Source organism: Pseudoalteromonas obscura (genome assembly GCF_030135505.1).
Lineage (GTDB): Bacteria > Pseudomonadota > Gammaproteobacteria > Enterobacterales > Alteromonadaceae > Pseudoalteromonas > Pseudoalteromonas obscura.
Genome location: NZ_JASJUT010000012.1, coordinates 57590 through 73546, shown reverse-complemented (window position 1 = coordinate 73546; position 15957 = coordinate 57590). Strand labels below are relative to the sequence as shown.

Here is a 15957-nt window from a genome sequence, read left to right as displayed (position 1 = left end):
GCGCATTTAAATTATAAGCCACCCTCGGTGAGCTTTTGCGGGTCAAGCAAGGTTTTTAGCTGCGCTTCGCTTAAGTCTGTGTGCTCTGCCGCTACTTTTATGATTGGACGACCTTCTTTGTAGGCAAGTTTGGCAATTGCGGCAGCTTTTTCATAGCCGATCACCGGATTGAGAGCCGTTACTAAAATAGGATTGCGTGACAGTGCACGCTGAATGTTTTCTTCATTGACCTTGAATGTAGCGATTGCTTTATCTGCGATAAGGCGAGAAATGTTCGCGAGTAGCTCAATGCTTTGCAAGATGTTGTATGCAATCACAGGTAACATGACATTGAGTTCGAAGTTACCAGATTGTCCGCCAACGGTGATAGTCGCATCGTTGCCAATTACTTGTGCACTCACCATGGCTGCAGCTTCAGGGATCACTGGATTGACTTTACCAGGCATGATTGAAGAACCTGGTTGAAGTGCTTGTAGCTCAATTTCTGCTAAACCAGCTAGCGGGCCTGAGTTCATCCAACGCAAGTCATTGGCGATTTTCATATTGGCGACCGCCAAGGTTTTTAGTTGACCAGACAAGGCAACAATGGCGTCTTGTGAACCAATATTGTAGAAAAAATTTGGGCTTGGATTGAAACGAATACCAACGTTGCTACTCAGGTAGGTATTGAATGACGATGCAAATTGTTTATCTGCGTTGACGCCAGTTCCTACAGCTGTACCGCCTTGACCTAACTGATAAACTTTTTCCAAAGAAGTTAAGATGCCTTCGTAGGCTGAGTCAATTTGCTGTTGCCAGCTGCTCAGGGTTTGCGCAAAGGTAACTGGCATTGCATCCATAAGGTGTGTGCGGCCCGTTTTCACGTGGTGACCAATTTCTTTGCTCTTTCTTTCAATGGACTGTGACAAGTGCTTCAATGCTGGCAGTAATTCATAGACTGCCGATGTCGCACTGCTCACATGAATCGCGGTTGGGATCACATCATTTGAGCTTTGGCCCATGTTTACATCATCATTTGGGTGGATTTGCAAACCACTTTGTTGGCTAGCTAAGGTCGCGATGACCTCATTGGCGTTCATGTTAGAGCTGGTCCCTGAACCAGTTTGAAATACATCGACTGGAAACTGATCTAGGTGGTCACCATCGATGATTTGTTGGCATGCATTAGCGATGGCTTTGGCTTTATTCTGATCAAGGTGGCCGAGCTCCGCATTGGCTTCTGCCGCTGCTTGTTTAATGTAAGCAAGTGCGCGGACAAAACTGGTTGGCATGGTTAAGTCACTGACTGGAAAGTTGTTGACTGCGCGTTGAGTTTGCGCTTGATACAGTGCTGTTTCAGGTACTTCTAAAGTGCCCATGCTATCAGATGCGGTACGATAAGTTGTCATGCTGACTCCTAGTTAAAAGGATTAAATTCGTGACTTATGATCCTAGCTTCTCGCTCTAAACGATAAAAAGAGGTCATCGAGCGGTGTTGTGTTTTATAGAAACGCTTTAATGCTAGAAGGGGTTTATGAAGTTGCTCGAAACATTGTTGGCGATAGCTTTGATGGACTAACGGATCAGCAATGTGATTTAGCAATTCAAAAAAGACACGTCGTAAATAGAGTTCTTGTAATAACACGCATGGCTTTTTCTCATACCACTTAGCCAGCTTAAATCCATCGTCAATAAATTTGGCCACGTGCACAGGGGCATCTAAATAGGGGCGTTGGCATTGTGTATCTAAGCGGGGTTGAAACTGACATAGAACTTGAGGTGTAACCATGACGTATTATATTTTAGTGTAACGATAATTATTATCATTACACTAAAATAGGAGATTAGCAACCCTTATGCGGATTGTAGGTCGAGCCAGTATGTTAGTTATATCCCAAGATAAATTGTTCAGTTGTCTGCTCTTTTTCCTGCTCTTTACTGCTCAGCAAGTCTGCGACTTCTTGTTGGTAAGTTTGCTTTGACTCAGTGTTAACGGGCTCTGGTATATGACCTAAGCTTTGATTGGGCATATGCGTCACTTTTGAATATTTCATATTTATATCTCCATACAGGGTATTTGAACGGGTACACTAGGTACTTATAGTCAATACCAATGTTTTTTGCATACCATATACCAGAGTTTTTTTATCCATATGAATCAGTGAAGTAAATAGACATCACGATATGGTCGTTGCAAAATGCAAAGCATAATGCGCTATTTCGGCGCAGGTTCGATCTAAATAGGTGCAATATGACAAAACCTTTTTCTCAGGCATGTGAAAATAATAAAGATCCAATTCTAGCGTTGTTGGCCCCATTCATTAGCAATATCAGCTCTGTATTGGAAGTGGGGTCTGGCACAGGTCAGCACGCGGTACACTTTGCCCAAGCATTGCCTGAAGTTGTATGGCAAACGTCTGATTTAGCATGTAATCATGCCGGTATTACGCAGTGGTGTGACGAGGCGCAATTAGACAATCTGCGGCGACCAATAACGTTGGATTTAACGCAGCATTGGCCTGTTGAGCAGGTACCTGCGATCTATACTGCGAATACCTTTCATATTGTTTCACCTCAGTTGGTGGTGCGCTTTTTCGAAGGAGTAAAGCGTCATCTCTCACCGCACGGCAAGGTTGTAATCTATGGTCCATTCAATTATCAAGGTCAGTATACATCTGTGAGCAATGCGGAGTTTGATGCATTTTTAAAATCCCGAGACCCCAACAGTGGGATCAGAGATATCGAGTGGATTGTTGATTTGGCACAGGCTGCTGGGCTAGAGCTAGAGGCAGATCATGCGATGCCTGCCAATAACCGTTTATTGTGTTTTATAGGGCAATAATGCTTTACACTGCAGCGCATAGTGTGCAATTTGCGAGCGCTCTGTATTGATAAAGTTGTCAATTGCTTGATTAAACAAGGGGTGGCAAATAGTGTGATATGAGTGGGTTAAGACAGGTTCAAAGCCCCTCAGTAGCTTGTGTTCACCCTGAGCGCCAGCGTCGAAACGCGCGAGCTTGTGGCTGATGGCGTAGTCTATTCCCTGATAGTAACACAGCTCAAAATGTAAGTGCTCACTATGCTCAAGTGCACCCCAATATCTTCCATATAAAGTGTCTTCATCCTGTAAATATAAACTGGCAGCAACAAAGTTACGAATATCAGCTTGAGTATCCTTTCGATATGCACAACACAGCTTTATCTGCTCAGGTATCGCTGTGAATAAGAGGTCAAAAAATGCCCGTGTTAAATAACCATTGTGTCCAGAGCGTTTGCGATATGTATGGCAGTAACATTGGTAAAACAGGTCGATAATTTCTTTATTGATGCTCGATTTATCTAACCAGACAATAGTGAGTTGAGATTGGGTTATCTTGTCGCGCTCTTTTTTAATCATCTTGCGTTTTCGCGCTTTCATTGTCGCCAAAAACGCATCGAAGTCGACATATTGCTGGTTGTGCCAGTGAAATTGCACCCCGTGTCGTTCAAGTAATCGGGTATTAGACCAATCTTCAGCTGCTGAAGGGAAGTTAACATGCCACCCGGACCAGTCGTGTTGTACCGTCGCTTCATTCAATGCCGATTGAATATATTGATACAAAGCCTCAGTTGGTGTTTTACACAATAACCTAGTACCCACGACCGGTGTAAAAGGGACGCCACAGAGCCATTTGGGGTAGTATTCAAGTTGATGGCGCTCGTAGGCTTCGGCCCATGCCCAGTCAAAGACATACTCACCATAGGAATGACTTTTTATATAGCCGGGCAAAATAGCAAAGGGTTGGCTGTTACCTTGCTGGTAGATCACGAGATGGTATGGTTGCCAACCGGTCTGCTTAGAGACACTGCCACTGCTTTCTAGCGCGCCAAGCCAAGCATAACTGGTAAACAAGCTACGGCCTGCGAGCCGTTGCCAATCGCATTGGGCAACTTCACTAATCCTAGAAATAAATTGATGACTAAATTGTTCAGTTGACATGGGCGTTTAAGAACTCAATAAGTTGATCAGTCATACCTGTGTAGTCAGGGTTAAATGTAACGCGCGCAAAAGGTTGATAGGCTGCTCTATTGCGCTCGTGATGTTCACCATAGGTGATGTTGTCAGCTGACTTACACGCACGATAGGCTTGTGCGTCTTCAAAGTAGCTACCACAATGGCGGTAGGCACCATGCAAGCCGTAGTAGGGGTGCTCTTTTGGAATAAGTAAACCGATATGCGACATGTCAACGACCCCATCTAATTTGCTGATCTGTGTTGTTTTGATGGTATCAGGCACAGCCACAGGCTGTTCGGCATATAGCCTCAACGCCATCGGTGCACTATGTCGTTTAGCCCAGCGCGTTAACAAGCGCATGGTTGCTTGGCTGTCTATAGTCGCATCGACTTGGCTCATTATGGTTAAGATGGGTAGATCTGTCGGGACTGGTGTTTGCATCATATCAACCATCACATCATGGACCAGTGCGGCAGCTGCCAGCGGGAATGATTCATACTTGGCAAAATCAAGATCTGCATCTTTATCAAGCCAATCCATAAAGGGCAGCCAATCAACCCACTGCGCTAATCCACTGTTTTTGTTATGGGACTCTGTCGCCGGGGCTATCAGGACCAGCGCTTTGAGATTAGCTGGCGTATATTTGGCGATATCCAGCGTAGCCAAAGCCGCACCGGTAGAAAAGCCCATGACTGCAAACTGTTCAAAGTCTGTGCTTGTACGTTCGATGGCATAGCGTACGTGCTGTTGCCAATCCTGATATTGAACACGGCGTAAATCATCGGCAGCAGTACCGTGACCTGGCAACAGTAAGGTTCTGACATTAAAGCCCTGTTGATACAAGTCTTGTGCGATTGAACTAAAAATATAAGGGGAGTCGGTTAAGCCATGGATCAGTAAGATGGCTTTGTTTTGATTGGCGTGCAGTAGCTGATAAGGAGCGATGTGGTCAATTACTCGGCGTATTTTAGCCGTATTTTGTGCAACAACTGGCAGTGGGCAAGGCTGGTTTGCTCTTTTGTTGCGGGCTGCGATCAAGGTGTTTGTTGCCTGAATATACTCGCTATACTGCATCTTTTTATTCAGTGTAAGCACTGCTGAACCAATTTGATTCGCGTAGCGATATTCACCAGTCGTCATGCCAGTTAGGTATTGTTGATGGTTTTTAGGCAGTGTAGTGCAATCTTGTGCGACGGCACCGATTGCACACAGTGCCGAGATTAAGCCGATGAATTTTTTGAGCATGTTTTTGCGTAGTGGGCCAGACATGCCCCTAGCTTATCGCGATCAAGCGGTTTTGCAAGGTGGCTATTAAAGCCAATAGCCAGCGCATACGCTTTATCTTCAGGCATGACATCGGCGGTCAACGCGACAATAGGGAGTGTTTGCTGATCGAATTGTTGCCGTAATGTGGTCGTTGCTTGATAACCGTCTAATACAGGCATTTGGCAATCCATCAAAATTAAATCAAACGACTGTTGTTGAGCAAGTGCTACAGCTTGTTGACCATTATCAACCAGTTGATAAGAGATGCCAAAAGAGTCAAGCATTGACTTAATCACGATCTGATTCACAGGGTTATCTTCGGCGACCAATATAGACAGTGTTGCGATGTTTGTTTCATCGAAATCAGGTAATTGATTGCTATGGGCTTCACCAAAAGGGCAGCGCAGTGAAAAGTGAAATTGGCTACCCACATCAAGTTGACTTTCAACGGATAAATTGCCACCCATCATGTCACTTAATTCTTTGCAAATTGCCAGCCCTAAACCGGTTCCACCAAAGCGCCGCGATGTAGAGTCATCCGCTTGAACAAATGGCGCAAAGATATGGGCTAGATGTGTGGCGTCAATACCGATGCCTGAATCAGAAATAATAAATTGCACGCGATAATCGGATTGACTCTCGGTTACTTCACAGTGCAGGCCAACTTGACCTGAATCAGTAAATTTAATGGCATTACTGCAAAGGTTTATCAGAATTTGCTCAATTCTAAGTTCGTCACCTTTGAGCCAAACAGCATGCTCAACATTGCTGTGCAGTCGCCATTGTAGGTTTTTCTCTTTTGCGCTCGTAGCGAATAAACTGTCTACGCGAGTGAGCAACTGTTGGAGGTCGAAGTCACGTCGCTCTAAGTGCAGCTTGTTCGACTCAATCTTGGTGATATCGAGAATATCATTGACCAAGCCGAGTAGAGTTTTGGCTGCCATATCAATATTCGTGACATATTTTTTCAAGGTATCTACAGATTGTGTGGTATTGGCCAGTGACGCGAAGCCAATAACAGCATTGAGTGGGGTTCTAATTTCATGACTCATATTGGCGAGAAAACGGCTTTTCGCGTGATTCGCTTTTTGCGCATCTTGCAATGCAACATTGAGCGACTCGGTCCGTGCCGCAACCAAATGGTTAAGGGCTATATTTTGATAGTTATAAAGCAGCACAATAAAGGTGATTAATGCGCATATACTGAGTTGTATCGTTAGCAGCCAAATGGTTTGCTGGTGGTTTAAGTTGCTGATGTAACTATCTTTAATGGCTAAGGTTAAGCGCCAAGTTTGACCCGCAAAATGAATTTGGGTGTTGTAGTGCGTATCTGCGTTATAGGGCTTTTGCGCAAGATCATAGTTGCTGAAAAAAGGCGTTTCACTGTTGCCATCATAAAATGCGAGGTCGTAATTATTTCCCAGTGTCGTTTTTAATACAGAAGTTAGCAAAACATCCGTTTGTACAACGCCAATTGCATAGCCGACAATATCTGCATTAATGGTTTGCGGTGTCGTTGCATTTTGACGAAATACCGGCGAAAAGAGCACATAGGCAGGTTTCGTAGGGTGAGTTTGTACCAATTTGACCACGTTTGTTGCTCTTGGCTGCAAAATGATTTCTGGGTCTTCCAATGCTGCTTTGCGGTTGGCTCTGGAGTATATATTAAAGCCTAAGGAAGCAAAGTTTTCAGCTTGAGGCGAGACATATTTCACGACCACCATGGGGTCCCTTTGATTCAAAGGCAAGCCGTGCAATTTTACTTCGTTGCGATAAAGAACGTTGAGCTCGGATTGTAAATCGTTCGCGTGGGATTGCGCGATGCGCTGTCCCCAAGAAACCGCAAACAAAAATGGATAACGTGCCCTTTGTTGCTCAGCGATTTGCATAAATTTGGCTTGGTCGAATTGAGGCAAAGACTGCAATTTAGCAGCAACACCTTGCACTGCCAACATGCTCAGGTTTACATGGCGCAATACGACATTTTCAATGATATTCACTTCGCGTTGTGCTTCTCTTTGTGCCGCTTTAAGGTTACCTTGATTGTAGAGGTATGTGGTGGCAGTCACAGAGAGCAAGAGTATTGAGCAAGTAGCCAAGATAATACGTTTGTGTTGATAATTACGCGGCTCAAACACAGTTAAATTGAGCAGCATAAGCAACAGAGGTGTAAATATTAAAATACCTAAACTATCGCCTAGCCACCAAGCAATGACATTTTGCCAATGCTGCGAAAACGCATACAGCGGGTTAAAGAGGCTGAGCGCTAGCATACCGATATTGGCGGATGCAACATTGGCGATGATACCCACCAACAAAACATAGTAAGCGATGTTCTTTCTAGAGCGCATCAATAGCGGATCACCTAACCAGAAGCGCATCAAATATCCACCTATCAAACCCTGCACTACAGCGCCAGTGGCGACCATCGAAACCTGCAAAATATCACTGTAACTATGGATATGGGGTTTTAATCCGAAGTAGGTAGTCCAGTTAAACAAAACTGAGGCGATGAAAATCGCCGGTGCAAAACGCCAGCCCCATAAGTAGCTGCCGACTAAAGCTATACCAGCTGGCAACCAAATCGGTAGTACCTGATCTTGAAATGCGATTAGGGTAAATAGTTTTCCAAAACCAAAATAGCCTAACGCCAAGCCAATATAGGCAAGGAGATGGTGAATTGGCGAGCGGAATTGAATGTGCATAGATTACATGCCTACTGGACTCATAAAGGGACTCCGCGTTTATTAAAGGTCTGCTTTAATACTATGGTTGATTCGACAGCCGCAATAAACTCTAAAGACGCAAGGCTGTGTTTAACAAAATGCTCATAACTTGGTAAGTCTTCAGCGATAATTTCTAGCAAGTAATCGTGACTGCCTGATACCACAGAGCAACTCCTGACTTGTCTCAGTGCGTCGACATGATTTTCGAAGCTTTCTGCAGCTTGAACCGAGTTTTTGGTCAAGCGAATAAATGCATATACTAAAACAGAGTAACCAACAGCTGGAGGTGAAATATCGGCATGATACCCCAAAATAACACCGTCTTGCTGAAGTTTTTTAACTCGGCGCAAACAGGGGGTATCGGACAAGCTTGCTTGCTCTGCAAGTGCAGCGTTACTCAGCCGTGCATTTTGCTGTAAAGCACTGAGTAATATTCTATCTTTGTTATCAATATCGGCCATATTAGTTAATTCTGCTACTTTTCATTATTAAAAGTCGGTATTCCACTATTTGAGTGTAATGATTAATAAATAATTGGCAAATATCTCTGCCGATGTTTTGTTAGCCTGACAATGATGCATTTTTCAGGATTTTTACAATGACACAGCGAACACAAGAATTTGACCTCTGGATAAGAAATGAGTTTGTCATGCTCAACGATAAATTAGAGGCAATCTATCGTGAACAAGCTGATCCGGCCAACGTCGAAGGGGTCGGTGATGAGATAAAGCAGCAATTATTGTTGCAGGGGCAGCACTTTATTGAGGCGCTACTCGCTGAGGGTAATACCGATGAGGGGTTCGATAATGCGTTTGACTTACTCGGTAATGTTGGCTTGTATATGGCAGCATGTCGTCGACATGAGTTGACTGAGCCAAGTAGAGAGCGACATTCTCCATTAAAGGCTGCTTCTGCACTAGCAATGCATATTGGTTCATCAATAGGTGTAACGCCTAGGTTTGCAACTGCGCATTTAACAACACACAATACTGCAATTAATGGGACGTATAAGCGCTTTACCAGCGATCCGGCTGAAAAGCTGTTTATTGATTACAACACGAGAGGGATTTTAGCTTACAAGCGGGCCGCAGAAGCGCTATTAAAAGTTCAGCCTCTGGGTATTTCACACCCAATGGCGCCAGTCTTGTTAGAGGAAGTTAAACGCGCACTGGTCGATGTTATCAATTCGAACCAAGCACTGTTTAAGCAATTGGATACCGAGTCTTTCTTTTATGTTGTCAGGCCTTATTACAAACCATACCGAGTTGGCAAAGAAGTTTATCGTGGAGCCAATGCCGGGGATTTTGCCGGGATCAACGTGATTGATATGATGCTGGGTCTATGTCAGGCGAATGATGTCGATTATGCTCAGATCCTCGTTGAAAAGCTGTTGTACATGATGCCGGAAGATCAGGCTACTTTGAAAGAGTGTATGCGATTACCCAACTTATTGGATGCTTTTTTAGCGGCACAGGCACAGTGCAAGGAGCCTTGGTATCAAGCGGCGTTAAAAGTATTTTTACAAGCGTGCAAATTACATGGTGATACGGCAATTCAGCATCATAATCAATTAGTTGAAAAATATATTTGCGGTCCAGCGAAAGCGCTGGCTAACCAGCATTTAGACAAAGTTACTGCCAGTGGGCCACCATTACAGGTATTGCTGGCCCAGCTTGAAACGCTGAGAGACAAGCGGGCTGGTGCAAAGCGCACAGATCTTGATACCCGCTATGATGATTTACAAGCCCTGCGTAAAACCTTAGTGTCGAGTGAGGTGCCAGATGCAAGCTGAGCACTTTTTTATGCCGCAGGGAACATACTTGTTGAGTCATTCGGTCGGGCGCATGCTAAAGAGTGCACCTGAACACTTTCACAGTCAGTTTATGCAGCCGTGGCAGGTGCAGAATCGTGAGCCCTGGGCACAGTGGCTAGATGGCATTATGCAATTTAACCAAGCACTGGCCAAACTGCTCAATGGTCACGCCGACAATTTTTGTCCACAAACAAACTTGTCGAGTGGCTTGACCAAGTGGTTAATGGGTATGCCGTCGCTGCGCGGTCGTCGCATTCGAGTCTTGCTCAGTGAAGATGACTTTCCAAGTATGGGGTTTGTTTTACAGCAGGCACTTGAAGATGTTGAGTTGTGCTTTATTCCTGCTGGTGAAGATGTGAGTGCAATGTCGACTTGGCAGTCGCATTTAACGGCACATTTCGATTTGGTTTTTGTCAGTCACGTTTACTCTAATACGGGACATCAAGCACCTGTTGCTGAGATCGTATCACTGGCAAAACAGCACCAATGTAAGGTGATTGTCGATATTGCACAATCTGCGGGGATTTTGGCAATAGATTTAGCTGCGTGGCAGGCCGATTGTGTGCTGGGCTCATGTGTTAAGTGGCTGTGTGGGGGACCTGGAGCTGGTTTTCTATGGGTCTCTCCGGCGTCACTGGCTGACTGCGCGCCAAAAGATGTCGGGTGGTTTTCTCATCAAGATCCGTTTGAATTTGATATTCATCATTTTGCCGCTCACGACACCGCATTACGTTTTTGGGGTGGGACGCCTTCGGTCGCTCCTTACGTGATGGCTGCACATAGCATTGATACATTGTGTCAATTTGGCATTGAAAATATTCGTCATCACAACTTAGCTTTACTAGAGCGTATTTGGCAAGCACTGCCATCAAGGTGTATTTCGTCACCGCAGTTTGAAAAGCGCTGCTCTGGTACCGCGATTGTTAATGTGCCTGATGATATGCAAGAGTGTTTACATCAGTTATCTCAGCAAGGCATCGCGGTGGATGCACGTCGTTATGGGCTGCGTATATCACCGCATGTGTACAACGACAAAACGGACATTGAACGTTTCATCGCTGTCATTAAATCCGTTATTTAGGTGGCAAAGATTGGTGAAGGCCAAGGGCTTTTTTGGTCTTCGCTTTGACTGAGCGCCAATGTGTGACAGGTATCTGGGGCGCAAGTTGATCTAAGCGATCAAAATCAATCTCAGTAAATGGGACCTCACCTTGGTGCGCCAAAATGATCGACGTTGGATTCAGATTACGGATCCTTTGTAGTGACCTGCGATATCGATTGGGGTAAAAAATTGGGTAGGGCGGAATGAACTGGCCTCTGACTTTAACAAAAAGATCGGCTACGTAAAGGCGCTGTGTAGTCTCGTGGTATAGAGAAAGATCTCTGTCTGTGTGGCCTTGTGTGTGTATGGCTTGCCAATCATTGAAGTCAGGCAGTCGTTCTTGATCTGCTAAATAGTAGTCTGCATCTAATTTTCTCGAATACCAAAGATTCTTTCGTGCTTTCTTTTTTCTTCCGGCAACCCACAATGCCAGAATCATATCGGACCAATGCATTAAAATGCCATCGAGTCCGCTATACCAGTGACCAGCTACTTTGGCAGTTGCTATTTTTGCGCCACTGCGGGTTCTGAGCAAGTGTGCCCCTCCTGCATGATCTGGGTGCATATGCGTCACAATAATGAGTTTGAGATCGGTGATCGGGCGCGACAACTCCTTGCAAATAAAATGACAGACAATATCAACATCTGCGCGTGTACATCCGTCGAGTAACAATAACTTGTCGGGGTACTCGACTAAGTAAATTTGTTGAATGTACCCTTCGATAAAATGAATTTGCATGGGTGATCATAAAGTTTAAAAAGACTTGACTATATTCTTAACACATCTGACCAGTTTGTGAAGTGAAAAAGTATTCAATGCGAAATTAAGGGGTGGGGGCTTAAAAGAAGTTGAATGTAAATTTCAGACATAAAAAAACCGTCCAATGGACGGTTTCTTTACAAGATAATGGCGGAGGGGGAGGGATTCGAACCCTCGATAGGGCTACAAACCCTATACTCCCTTAGCAGGGGAGCGCCTTCAGCCACTCGGCCACCTCTCCGGCGCAAAACTTTAAAAATGGCGGAGAGATAGGGATTTGAACCCTAGATACGCTATTAACGTATGCCGGTTTTCAAGACCGGTGCTTTCAACCACTCAGCCATCTCTCCATGGGCACAGATAATACTTATCGAATTGGGTGCTGTAAATAGTTTTTTAATCGTTTGCTGAAAAAATAGTCAAAAAAGCGAAGTTATTGAATTGTTTGCCTGAAATTTATACTTTTTGATAGGGTGTGTTTAAAATGTAGACGGGAAAAACAGTTGATGGCCGCACTGAACTGGCCATCAAGCGTACAAGAGTACAGATTTACTTATGCATAACCACGGCACTAAGATTCAGTGATCGCCCGATTTTACTTAACCAAGCCATCCACTGAATTTGTGGTTTTTGTGCAATAGTGTGGATTGGTTCATGGGTGGTTTGCGTGTTGCTGCACGCAGCAGCTGAATTAAGCATATCGTACTCCAAATAATTGACTGTCGGTTAATTTACTTGGTTATTTTGCATTCAAGGCGATTAAAATTAAAACGATAAAAATTACCTGTGACACATTAGAAAAACTAATGATTAATTTTTTTGCTGTGCTTTTTATATAATCTAATGAATATTTATTCAATGGTTTATTGGTGCTTTTACTGTATCTTGTGATTTATATTTGTTCTGTTGAATAGTTATTCAGATAAATATATTTGGGGGTTTTGAGTTGTTGGTAGTGTACAACCCGCAGAGCGGAAAAAAAATGTTGGCGCATAAGGCGTGGTTAGAAAAAAACGCGATTGAGCGCCAGATCAAATTACAATGGTATGCAACATGTGGCTGTTTTGAGCGTGATTTAGCGCAGCTAATGTGTTTAATAAAACAGCAGCACCAAGTGACGGTATTGGGTGGTGATGGCACGTTAAACCTAGCCATCAACGCTATGTTATGTGTAAAAGAAAGTGTTTTGGTTGATGCAAAAAAGAGTGTGGCTTTATTACCTTGCGGAACGGGTAATGATTTCGCGCGACAATTTGGCTATTCAATGGAGCAGTGGCGCGCTGCCGTTTTTGCTGATACCACTTGTCGTGTAGATGTAGGTCAAGTAGACCGGCGGTATTTTATCAACATGGCGGGTGTTGGCTTTAGCGCTGAAGTGGTGTCCGCGATGGCCGGGAAAAAGCGTTTTGGCGCGCTTAGCTATACATTTACAGGAATAGCCAAGTTATTTTTTTACAAGGGGATCACTGTTTCAGTCGACGGTGTTGAGCAGCGCGTTTTGATGAGCCTATTTGCCAATGGTCGTCATTTTGCCGCGGGATTAACACCGGCGCCATCGGCTGAGGTGGGTGATGGACAGCTGCAGATGGTTACTATTCCGAATGTTGCTTGGCACAAACGTTTGCTGAGTTTTGCGCTGATGTTATTTGGTTTGCATACCAAATTATCGTGGGTAAAGGTGCAAAGTGGAAGTAGTTTCAAAATAACTTCTTCAAACATATGTGTTGAAGCCGATGGGGATTTAATCGCAACAACGCCAGCGTTGGTAAAGTGCAATGCGGCGTCACTGCGATTGAAGGTGCCTAGTTTGAATGGGCCTGTTTAGTTTGCAACACAGAGCTGTACTTGTTGAGTAGTTTCTTGGGGGCAAGCACGAGTAAATTGCCTGCGCAAATAAGACCAAAGCCAATAAAAGTATTGATCTGCCAAGTAAAGCCTTCAAAAAGCGTGCTGAGTACTACTGCCACAATCGGAAATAATACGATGATATAGCTGGCGCGCTCTGGACCAATATTTTTTAGTAGAGAAAAGTAACATGCAAACGCAATCACAGTGCCAAAAACAGAAAGGTAAAGCAGAGAGAGCCAGTAACTGGTGTCGGCCTGTGCCACAAATGACAGTGGGCTGAAGGCAATATATGCGCCAAGCAGCACACTGCTGTACAGCATGCCCCAAGCGTTGCCCTCTAATACGCCAATGGCACGATTTGAGTTGCGGATACTGACCATATTTCCCAATGATGCGACAAAGGTTCCTGCCAGTGCCAATGCTAGGCCAACCAAGGTATTCGAAGATAAATCGGCAGTCCCTAATTCATCCCAAAACAAACTGACGATCCCAGCTACACCCAAAGCCGCGCCAATATAGCTTTTAAAGGCAATTGGTTTGGCAAAAAATAGGCGAGTATTGATCATGTTTAAGATCAGCATAAAGGAGAAGGCGATAGATGCCATCGCTGAGGATAAACTGCCTTGTGCCCAGTAAAGAAGTAGGTAATTGAGCCCAAAGTTACCTATGGCCAAAAGTATGAAAAAACTGTGATCAACGAGCTTAAACCGCATGGGAAGCTGTCGCCAAACAACAAAGCCCCACATACAAAGTGCGGAAATAGCAAAGCGATAAAAGAGTGATACAACTTCGTTGACTTGACCTAGCTGGAATTCAATGGCCAGCCAAGTTGAGCCCCAAATAAGAACGGTAATGATATATAACAGCCAATCTCTCATTGTTGGTCCTTGTGTAATTGGATTATTGCGACAAGGAGCAGTTTACTCGGATAATCTGTGTATAATAGATACAGAAAAAGTCATTTTTAACCTATACAGATTGATGGTGGAGTAATCGCGTGCAAAGCAGTCAATTCCTTTATCAACAAGTCATTGAAGTGATCAATGACATGATCTCTCAGCAAGTGCTCAAGCCAGGAGATAAACTTCCTTCGTTGCGAAAACTCGCGCAGCAACTGTCAGTCAGTATCCCGACAGTTAAACAAGCCTATTATCATCTTGAAGGGCAAGGGAGAATCTATTCGAAGGAAAAGTCCGGCTACTTTTTATTTAACGGTGAGCAAAATACCTTGCCAAGGCGCTGCAAGTTGCCCATTAACCCGACTCAGGTCAACAAGCAGTCTTTAATTGAGCAGGTATATGAAGGGATACACGCGCCACACGAGGCGAAATTTGGCATTGCTAACCCGGTGACAGCGATGGGAGATGAAGCTATATTGGCAAAAATGATGCGCAGCGCCTTAAAACAAGCAGGTGAGCAACTGCTGCAGTATGGCGCTATGGATGGGCTTTTGAAGTTAAAGCAACAGATAGTGCAACGTTATTTGCACATGGGATTATCTGTAGTCGCCGATGATATTGTTATCACTAATGGTGCCCAAGAAGCACTGGCGATTGCCTTGCAGTGCGTGACGCAACCCGGAGACGTCGTTGCAATTGAGTCTCCTGGCTATTTTGGCATCATAGAACTAATTGAAAACCTTGGACTACAAGCAATTGAAATTCCAGTGTGTCCTGATGATGGATTATGGCTGGAAGATTTAGCACATGCGCTGACCAAGCACGACGTAAAAGCATGCGTGTGCTCAACGAGCATTAATAATCCGATTGGTAGCTTTATGCCGGACAGCCGCCGTCAAAGCTTGTTACAAATGTTGGTCGAAAATAACGTCACGCTCATCGAGGATGATGTATATGGCGATTTGTATTTTACCAAGCACCGTGGCAAGCCTGCTCAGTATTACGCTCAACCGGGGCAAGTGATCACCTGTGACTCATTTTCTAAAACAGCGGCCCCGAGTTATCGAGTTGGGTGGATGTTGGCACCAGGACATGCCGCCAGAGCACGTCGATATAAACGGGCGCTGAGCTGCTCTTCATCGCTGATCAATCAATGGGTATTGGCCGAGTATTTAGCTTCGGGCGCTTATGATCGCCATCTCAAAAAGTTGCGACTGCGGTTACAGGAAAACAAACAAAAAATGCTGGCCTGTATTCGCAGTGCTTTTCCAATTGAGACACGGATCAGCGATCCGCGTGGCGGATGTGTTGTCTGGTTGGAGCTGGGTGCGAGTATAGATGGTGGTACATTGTTCAATATGGCAATGGCCCAAGGGATCAGTTTAACGCCCGGACAGTTGTTTAGTGCGTCTGAGCGGTTTCAAAATTGTATACGACTGAGTTATGGACTGCCTTGGCAGGACAAACATGAAGCGAGCTTAAAGCGATTGGGAGAGCTGGTACAAGTACTGAGCGACAAGAAGAGGGGGCCTTAAACAGCGCCCACTCATTGGTTGGAATGCTATCTTA

15 protein-coding genes and 2 tRNA genes are annotated in these 15957 nt (G+C 44.6%); 5 read left to right on the top strand and 12 right to left on the bottom strand.

Annotated elements, in window-relative coordinates:
- Nucleotides 1-11 precede the first annotated feature (11 nt).
- From QNM18_RS21955 to QNM18_RS21945, 3 genes are all read right to left on the bottom strand, one after another.
- Nucleotides 12-1388, bottom strand: coding sequence for a class II fumarate hydratase (locus tag QNM18_RS21955; RefSeq protein ID WP_284138441.1), 1377 nt, complete (start codon nucleotides 1386-1388; stop codon nucleotides 12-14).
- An 8-nt stretch (nucleotides 1389-1396) separates the two neighbouring features.
- Nucleotides 1397-1768 (bottom strand): hypothetical protein, encoded by a 372-nt coding sequence (locus QNM18_RS21950; RefSeq protein WP_023399012.1) that lies wholly within the window; start codon nucleotides 1766-1768, stop codon nucleotides 1397-1399.
- Nucleotides 1769-1862: 94 nt separating this feature from the next.
- Nucleotides 1863-2033, bottom strand: coding sequence for a hypothetical protein (locus tag QNM18_RS21945; protein ID WP_211012568.1), 171 nt, complete (start codon nucleotides 2031-2033; stop codon nucleotides 1863-1865).
- Between the two features lie 197 nt (nucleotides 2034-2230).
- On the opposite strand from QNM18_RS21945, the gene QNM18_RS21940 reads away from it, so the two are divergent.
- Nucleotides 2231-2821, top strand: a complete 591-nt coding sequence (locus tag QNM18_RS21940) for a DUF938 domain-containing protein (protein WP_284138440.1) — start codon at nucleotides 2231-2233, stop codon at nucleotides 2819-2821.
- On the opposite strand, the gene QNM18_RS21935 is transcribed toward QNM18_RS21940, so the two are convergent.
- The 4 genes from QNM18_RS21935 to QNM18_RS21920 are packed head-to-tail and all read right to left on the bottom strand — an operon-like array spanning nucleotide 2798 to nucleotide 8427.
- Nucleotides 2798-3958 carry a GNAT family N-acetyltransferase gene (locus tag QNM18_RS21935; protein ID WP_284138439.1) on the bottom strand — a complete coding sequence of 387 codons (1161 nt, stop codon included), beginning with the start codon at nucleotides 3956-3958 and terminating at the stop codon, nucleotides 2798-2800. The two genes, QNM18_RS21940 and QNM18_RS21935, sit on opposite strands and share 24 nt — an antisense overlap.
- Nucleotides 3948-5219: an alpha/beta hydrolase gene (locus QNM18_RS21930; RefSeq protein ID WP_284138438.1), complete on the bottom strand. Its 1272-nt coding sequence runs from the start codon at nucleotides 5217-5219 to the stop codon at nucleotides 3948-3950. Before QNM18_RS21930 ends, QNM18_RS21935 begins: the two co-directional genes overlap by 11 nt.
- A complete protein-coding gene (locus QNM18_RS21925; RefSeq protein WP_284138437.1) occupies nucleotides 5195-7945 on the bottom strand; it encodes an ATP-binding protein in 2751 nt (916 codons plus the stop codon). The genes QNM18_RS21930 and QNM18_RS21925 overlap by 25 nt, the downstream gene beginning before the upstream one ends.
- 20 nt (nucleotides 7946-7965) lie before the next feature.
- The gene (locus tag QNM18_RS21920; RefSeq protein WP_211012563.1) at nucleotides 7966-8427 is read right to left on the bottom strand and encodes an Lrp/AsnC family transcriptional regulator; all 462 of its coding nucleotides are present in this window, start codon (nucleotides 8425-8427) and stop codon (nucleotides 7966-7968) included.
- 137 nt (nucleotides 8428-8564) lie between these two features.
- Here QNM18_RS21920 and QNM18_RS21915 point away from each other — a divergent pair, with 137 nt between their 5' ends.
- Both QNM18_RS21915 and QNM18_RS21910 read left to right on the top strand, forming a co-directional pair.
- The gene (locus tag QNM18_RS21915; protein ID WP_211012562.1) at nucleotides 8565-9758 is read left to right on the top strand and encodes a PrnB family protein; all 1194 of its coding nucleotides are present in this window, start codon (nucleotides 8565-8567) and stop codon (nucleotides 9756-9758) included.
- On the top strand, nucleotides 9748-10860 hold the full coding sequence (locus tag QNM18_RS21910) for an aminotransferase class V-fold PLP-dependent enzyme (protein ID WP_284138436.1): 1113 nt from the start codon (nucleotides 9748-9750) through the stop codon (nucleotides 10858-10860). The genes QNM18_RS21915 and QNM18_RS21910 overlap by 11 nt, the downstream gene beginning before the upstream one ends.
- On the opposite strand, the gene QNM18_RS21905 is transcribed toward QNM18_RS21910, so the two are convergent.
- The 4 genes from QNM18_RS21905 to QNM18_RS21890 form a co-directional block, all read right to left on the bottom strand.
- On the bottom strand, nucleotides 10853-11620 hold the full coding sequence (locus QNM18_RS21905) for an MBL fold metallo-hydrolase (RefSeq protein WP_284138435.1): 768 nt from the start codon (nucleotides 11618-11620) through the stop codon (nucleotides 10853-10855). The two genes, QNM18_RS21910 and QNM18_RS21905, sit on opposite strands and share 8 nt — an antisense overlap.
- 169 nt (nucleotides 11621-11789) lie before the next feature.
- A tRNA-Ser gene (locus tag QNM18_RS21900) sits at nucleotides 11790-11882 on the bottom strand.
- 18 nt (nucleotides 11883-11900) lie between these two features.
- Nucleotides 11901-11991, bottom strand: a tRNA-Ser gene (locus QNM18_RS21895).
- A 199-nt stretch (nucleotides 11992-12190) separates the two neighbouring features.
- A complete protein-coding gene (locus QNM18_RS21890) occupies nucleotides 12191-12340 on the bottom strand; it encodes a hypothetical protein (protein ID WP_211012559.1) in 150 nt (49 codons plus the stop codon).
- 256 nt (nucleotides 12341-12596) lie between these two features.
- Between QNM18_RS21890 and QNM18_RS21885 the strand changes: the two genes are divergently transcribed.
- A complete protein-coding gene (locus tag QNM18_RS21885; protein WP_284138503.1) occupies nucleotides 12597-13466 on the top strand; it encodes a diacylglycerol/lipid kinase family protein in 870 nt (289 codons plus the stop codon).
- On the opposite strand, the gene QNM18_RS21880 is transcribed toward QNM18_RS21885, so the two are convergent.
- Nucleotides 13444-14367 carry a DMT family transporter gene (locus QNM18_RS21880; protein WP_284138434.1) on the bottom strand — a complete coding sequence of 308 codons (924 nt, stop codon included), beginning with the start codon at nucleotides 14365-14367 and terminating at the stop codon, nucleotides 13444-13446. The genes QNM18_RS21885 and QNM18_RS21880 overlap by 23 nt on opposite strands.
- Nucleotides 14368-14486: 119 nt before the next feature.
- Here QNM18_RS21880 and QNM18_RS21875 point away from each other — a divergent pair, with 119 nt between their 5' ends.
- Complete coding sequence (locus tag QNM18_RS21875) at nucleotides 14487-15923, top strand: aminotransferase-like domain-containing protein (protein WP_417714859.1); 1437 nt, start codon at nucleotides 14487-14489, stop codon at nucleotides 15921-15923.
- Nucleotides 15924-15957: the final 34 nt, after the last annotated feature.

What these genes read in the sequence shown, in the direction of transcription:
- QNM18_RS21955 (WP_284138441.1), bottom strand. Translation starts at nt 1,388, where the DNA reads ATGACAACTTATCGTACCGCATCTGATAGCATGGGCACTTTAGAAGTA.
- QNM18_RS21950 (WP_023399012.1), bottom strand. Translation starts at nt 1,768, where the DNA reads ATGGTTACACCTCAAGTTCTATGTCAGTTTCAACCCCGCTTAGATACA.
- QNM18_RS21945 (WP_211012568.1), bottom strand. Translation starts at nt 2,033, where the DNA reads ATGAAATATTCAAAAGTGACGCATATGCCCAATCAAAGCTTAGGTCAT.
- QNM18_RS21940 (WP_284138440.1), top strand. Translation starts at nt 2,231, where the DNA reads ATGACAAAACCTTTTTCTCAGGCATGTGAAAATAATAAAGATCCAATT.
- QNM18_RS21935 (WP_284138439.1), bottom strand. Translation starts at nt 3,958, where the DNA reads ATGTCAACTGAACAATTTAGTCATCAATTTATTTCTAGGATTAGTGAA.
- QNM18_RS21930 (WP_284138438.1), bottom strand. Translation starts at nt 5,219, where the DNA reads ATGCTCAAAAAATTCATCGGCTTAATCTCGGCACTGTGTGCAATCGGT.
- QNM18_RS21925 (WP_284138437.1), bottom strand. Translation starts at nt 7,945, where the DNA reads ATGCACATTCAATTCCGCTCGCCAATTCACCATCTCCTTGCCTATATT.
- QNM18_RS21920 (WP_211012563.1), bottom strand. Translation starts at nt 8,427, where the DNA reads ATGGCCGATATTGATAACAAAGATAGAATATTACTCAGTGCTTTACAG.
- QNM18_RS21915 (WP_211012562.1), top strand. Translation starts at nt 8,565, where the DNA reads ATGACACAGCGAACACAAGAATTTGACCTCTGGATAAGAAATGAGTTT.
- QNM18_RS21910 (WP_284138436.1), top strand. Translation starts at nt 9,748, where the DNA reads ATGCAAGCTGAGCACTTTTTTATGCCGCAGGGAACATACTTGTTGAGT.
- QNM18_RS21905 (WP_284138435.1), bottom strand. Translation starts at nt 11,620, where the DNA reads ATGCAAATTCATTTTATCGAAGGGTACATTCAACAAATTTACTTAGTC.
- QNM18_RS21890 (WP_211012559.1), bottom strand. Translation starts at nt 12,340, where the DNA reads ATGCTTAATTCAGCTGCTGCGTGCAGCAACACGCAAACCACCCATGAA.
- QNM18_RS21880 (WP_284138434.1), bottom strand. Translation starts at nt 14,367, where the DNA reads ATGAGAGATTGGCTGTTATATATCATTACCGTTCTTATTTGGGGCTCA.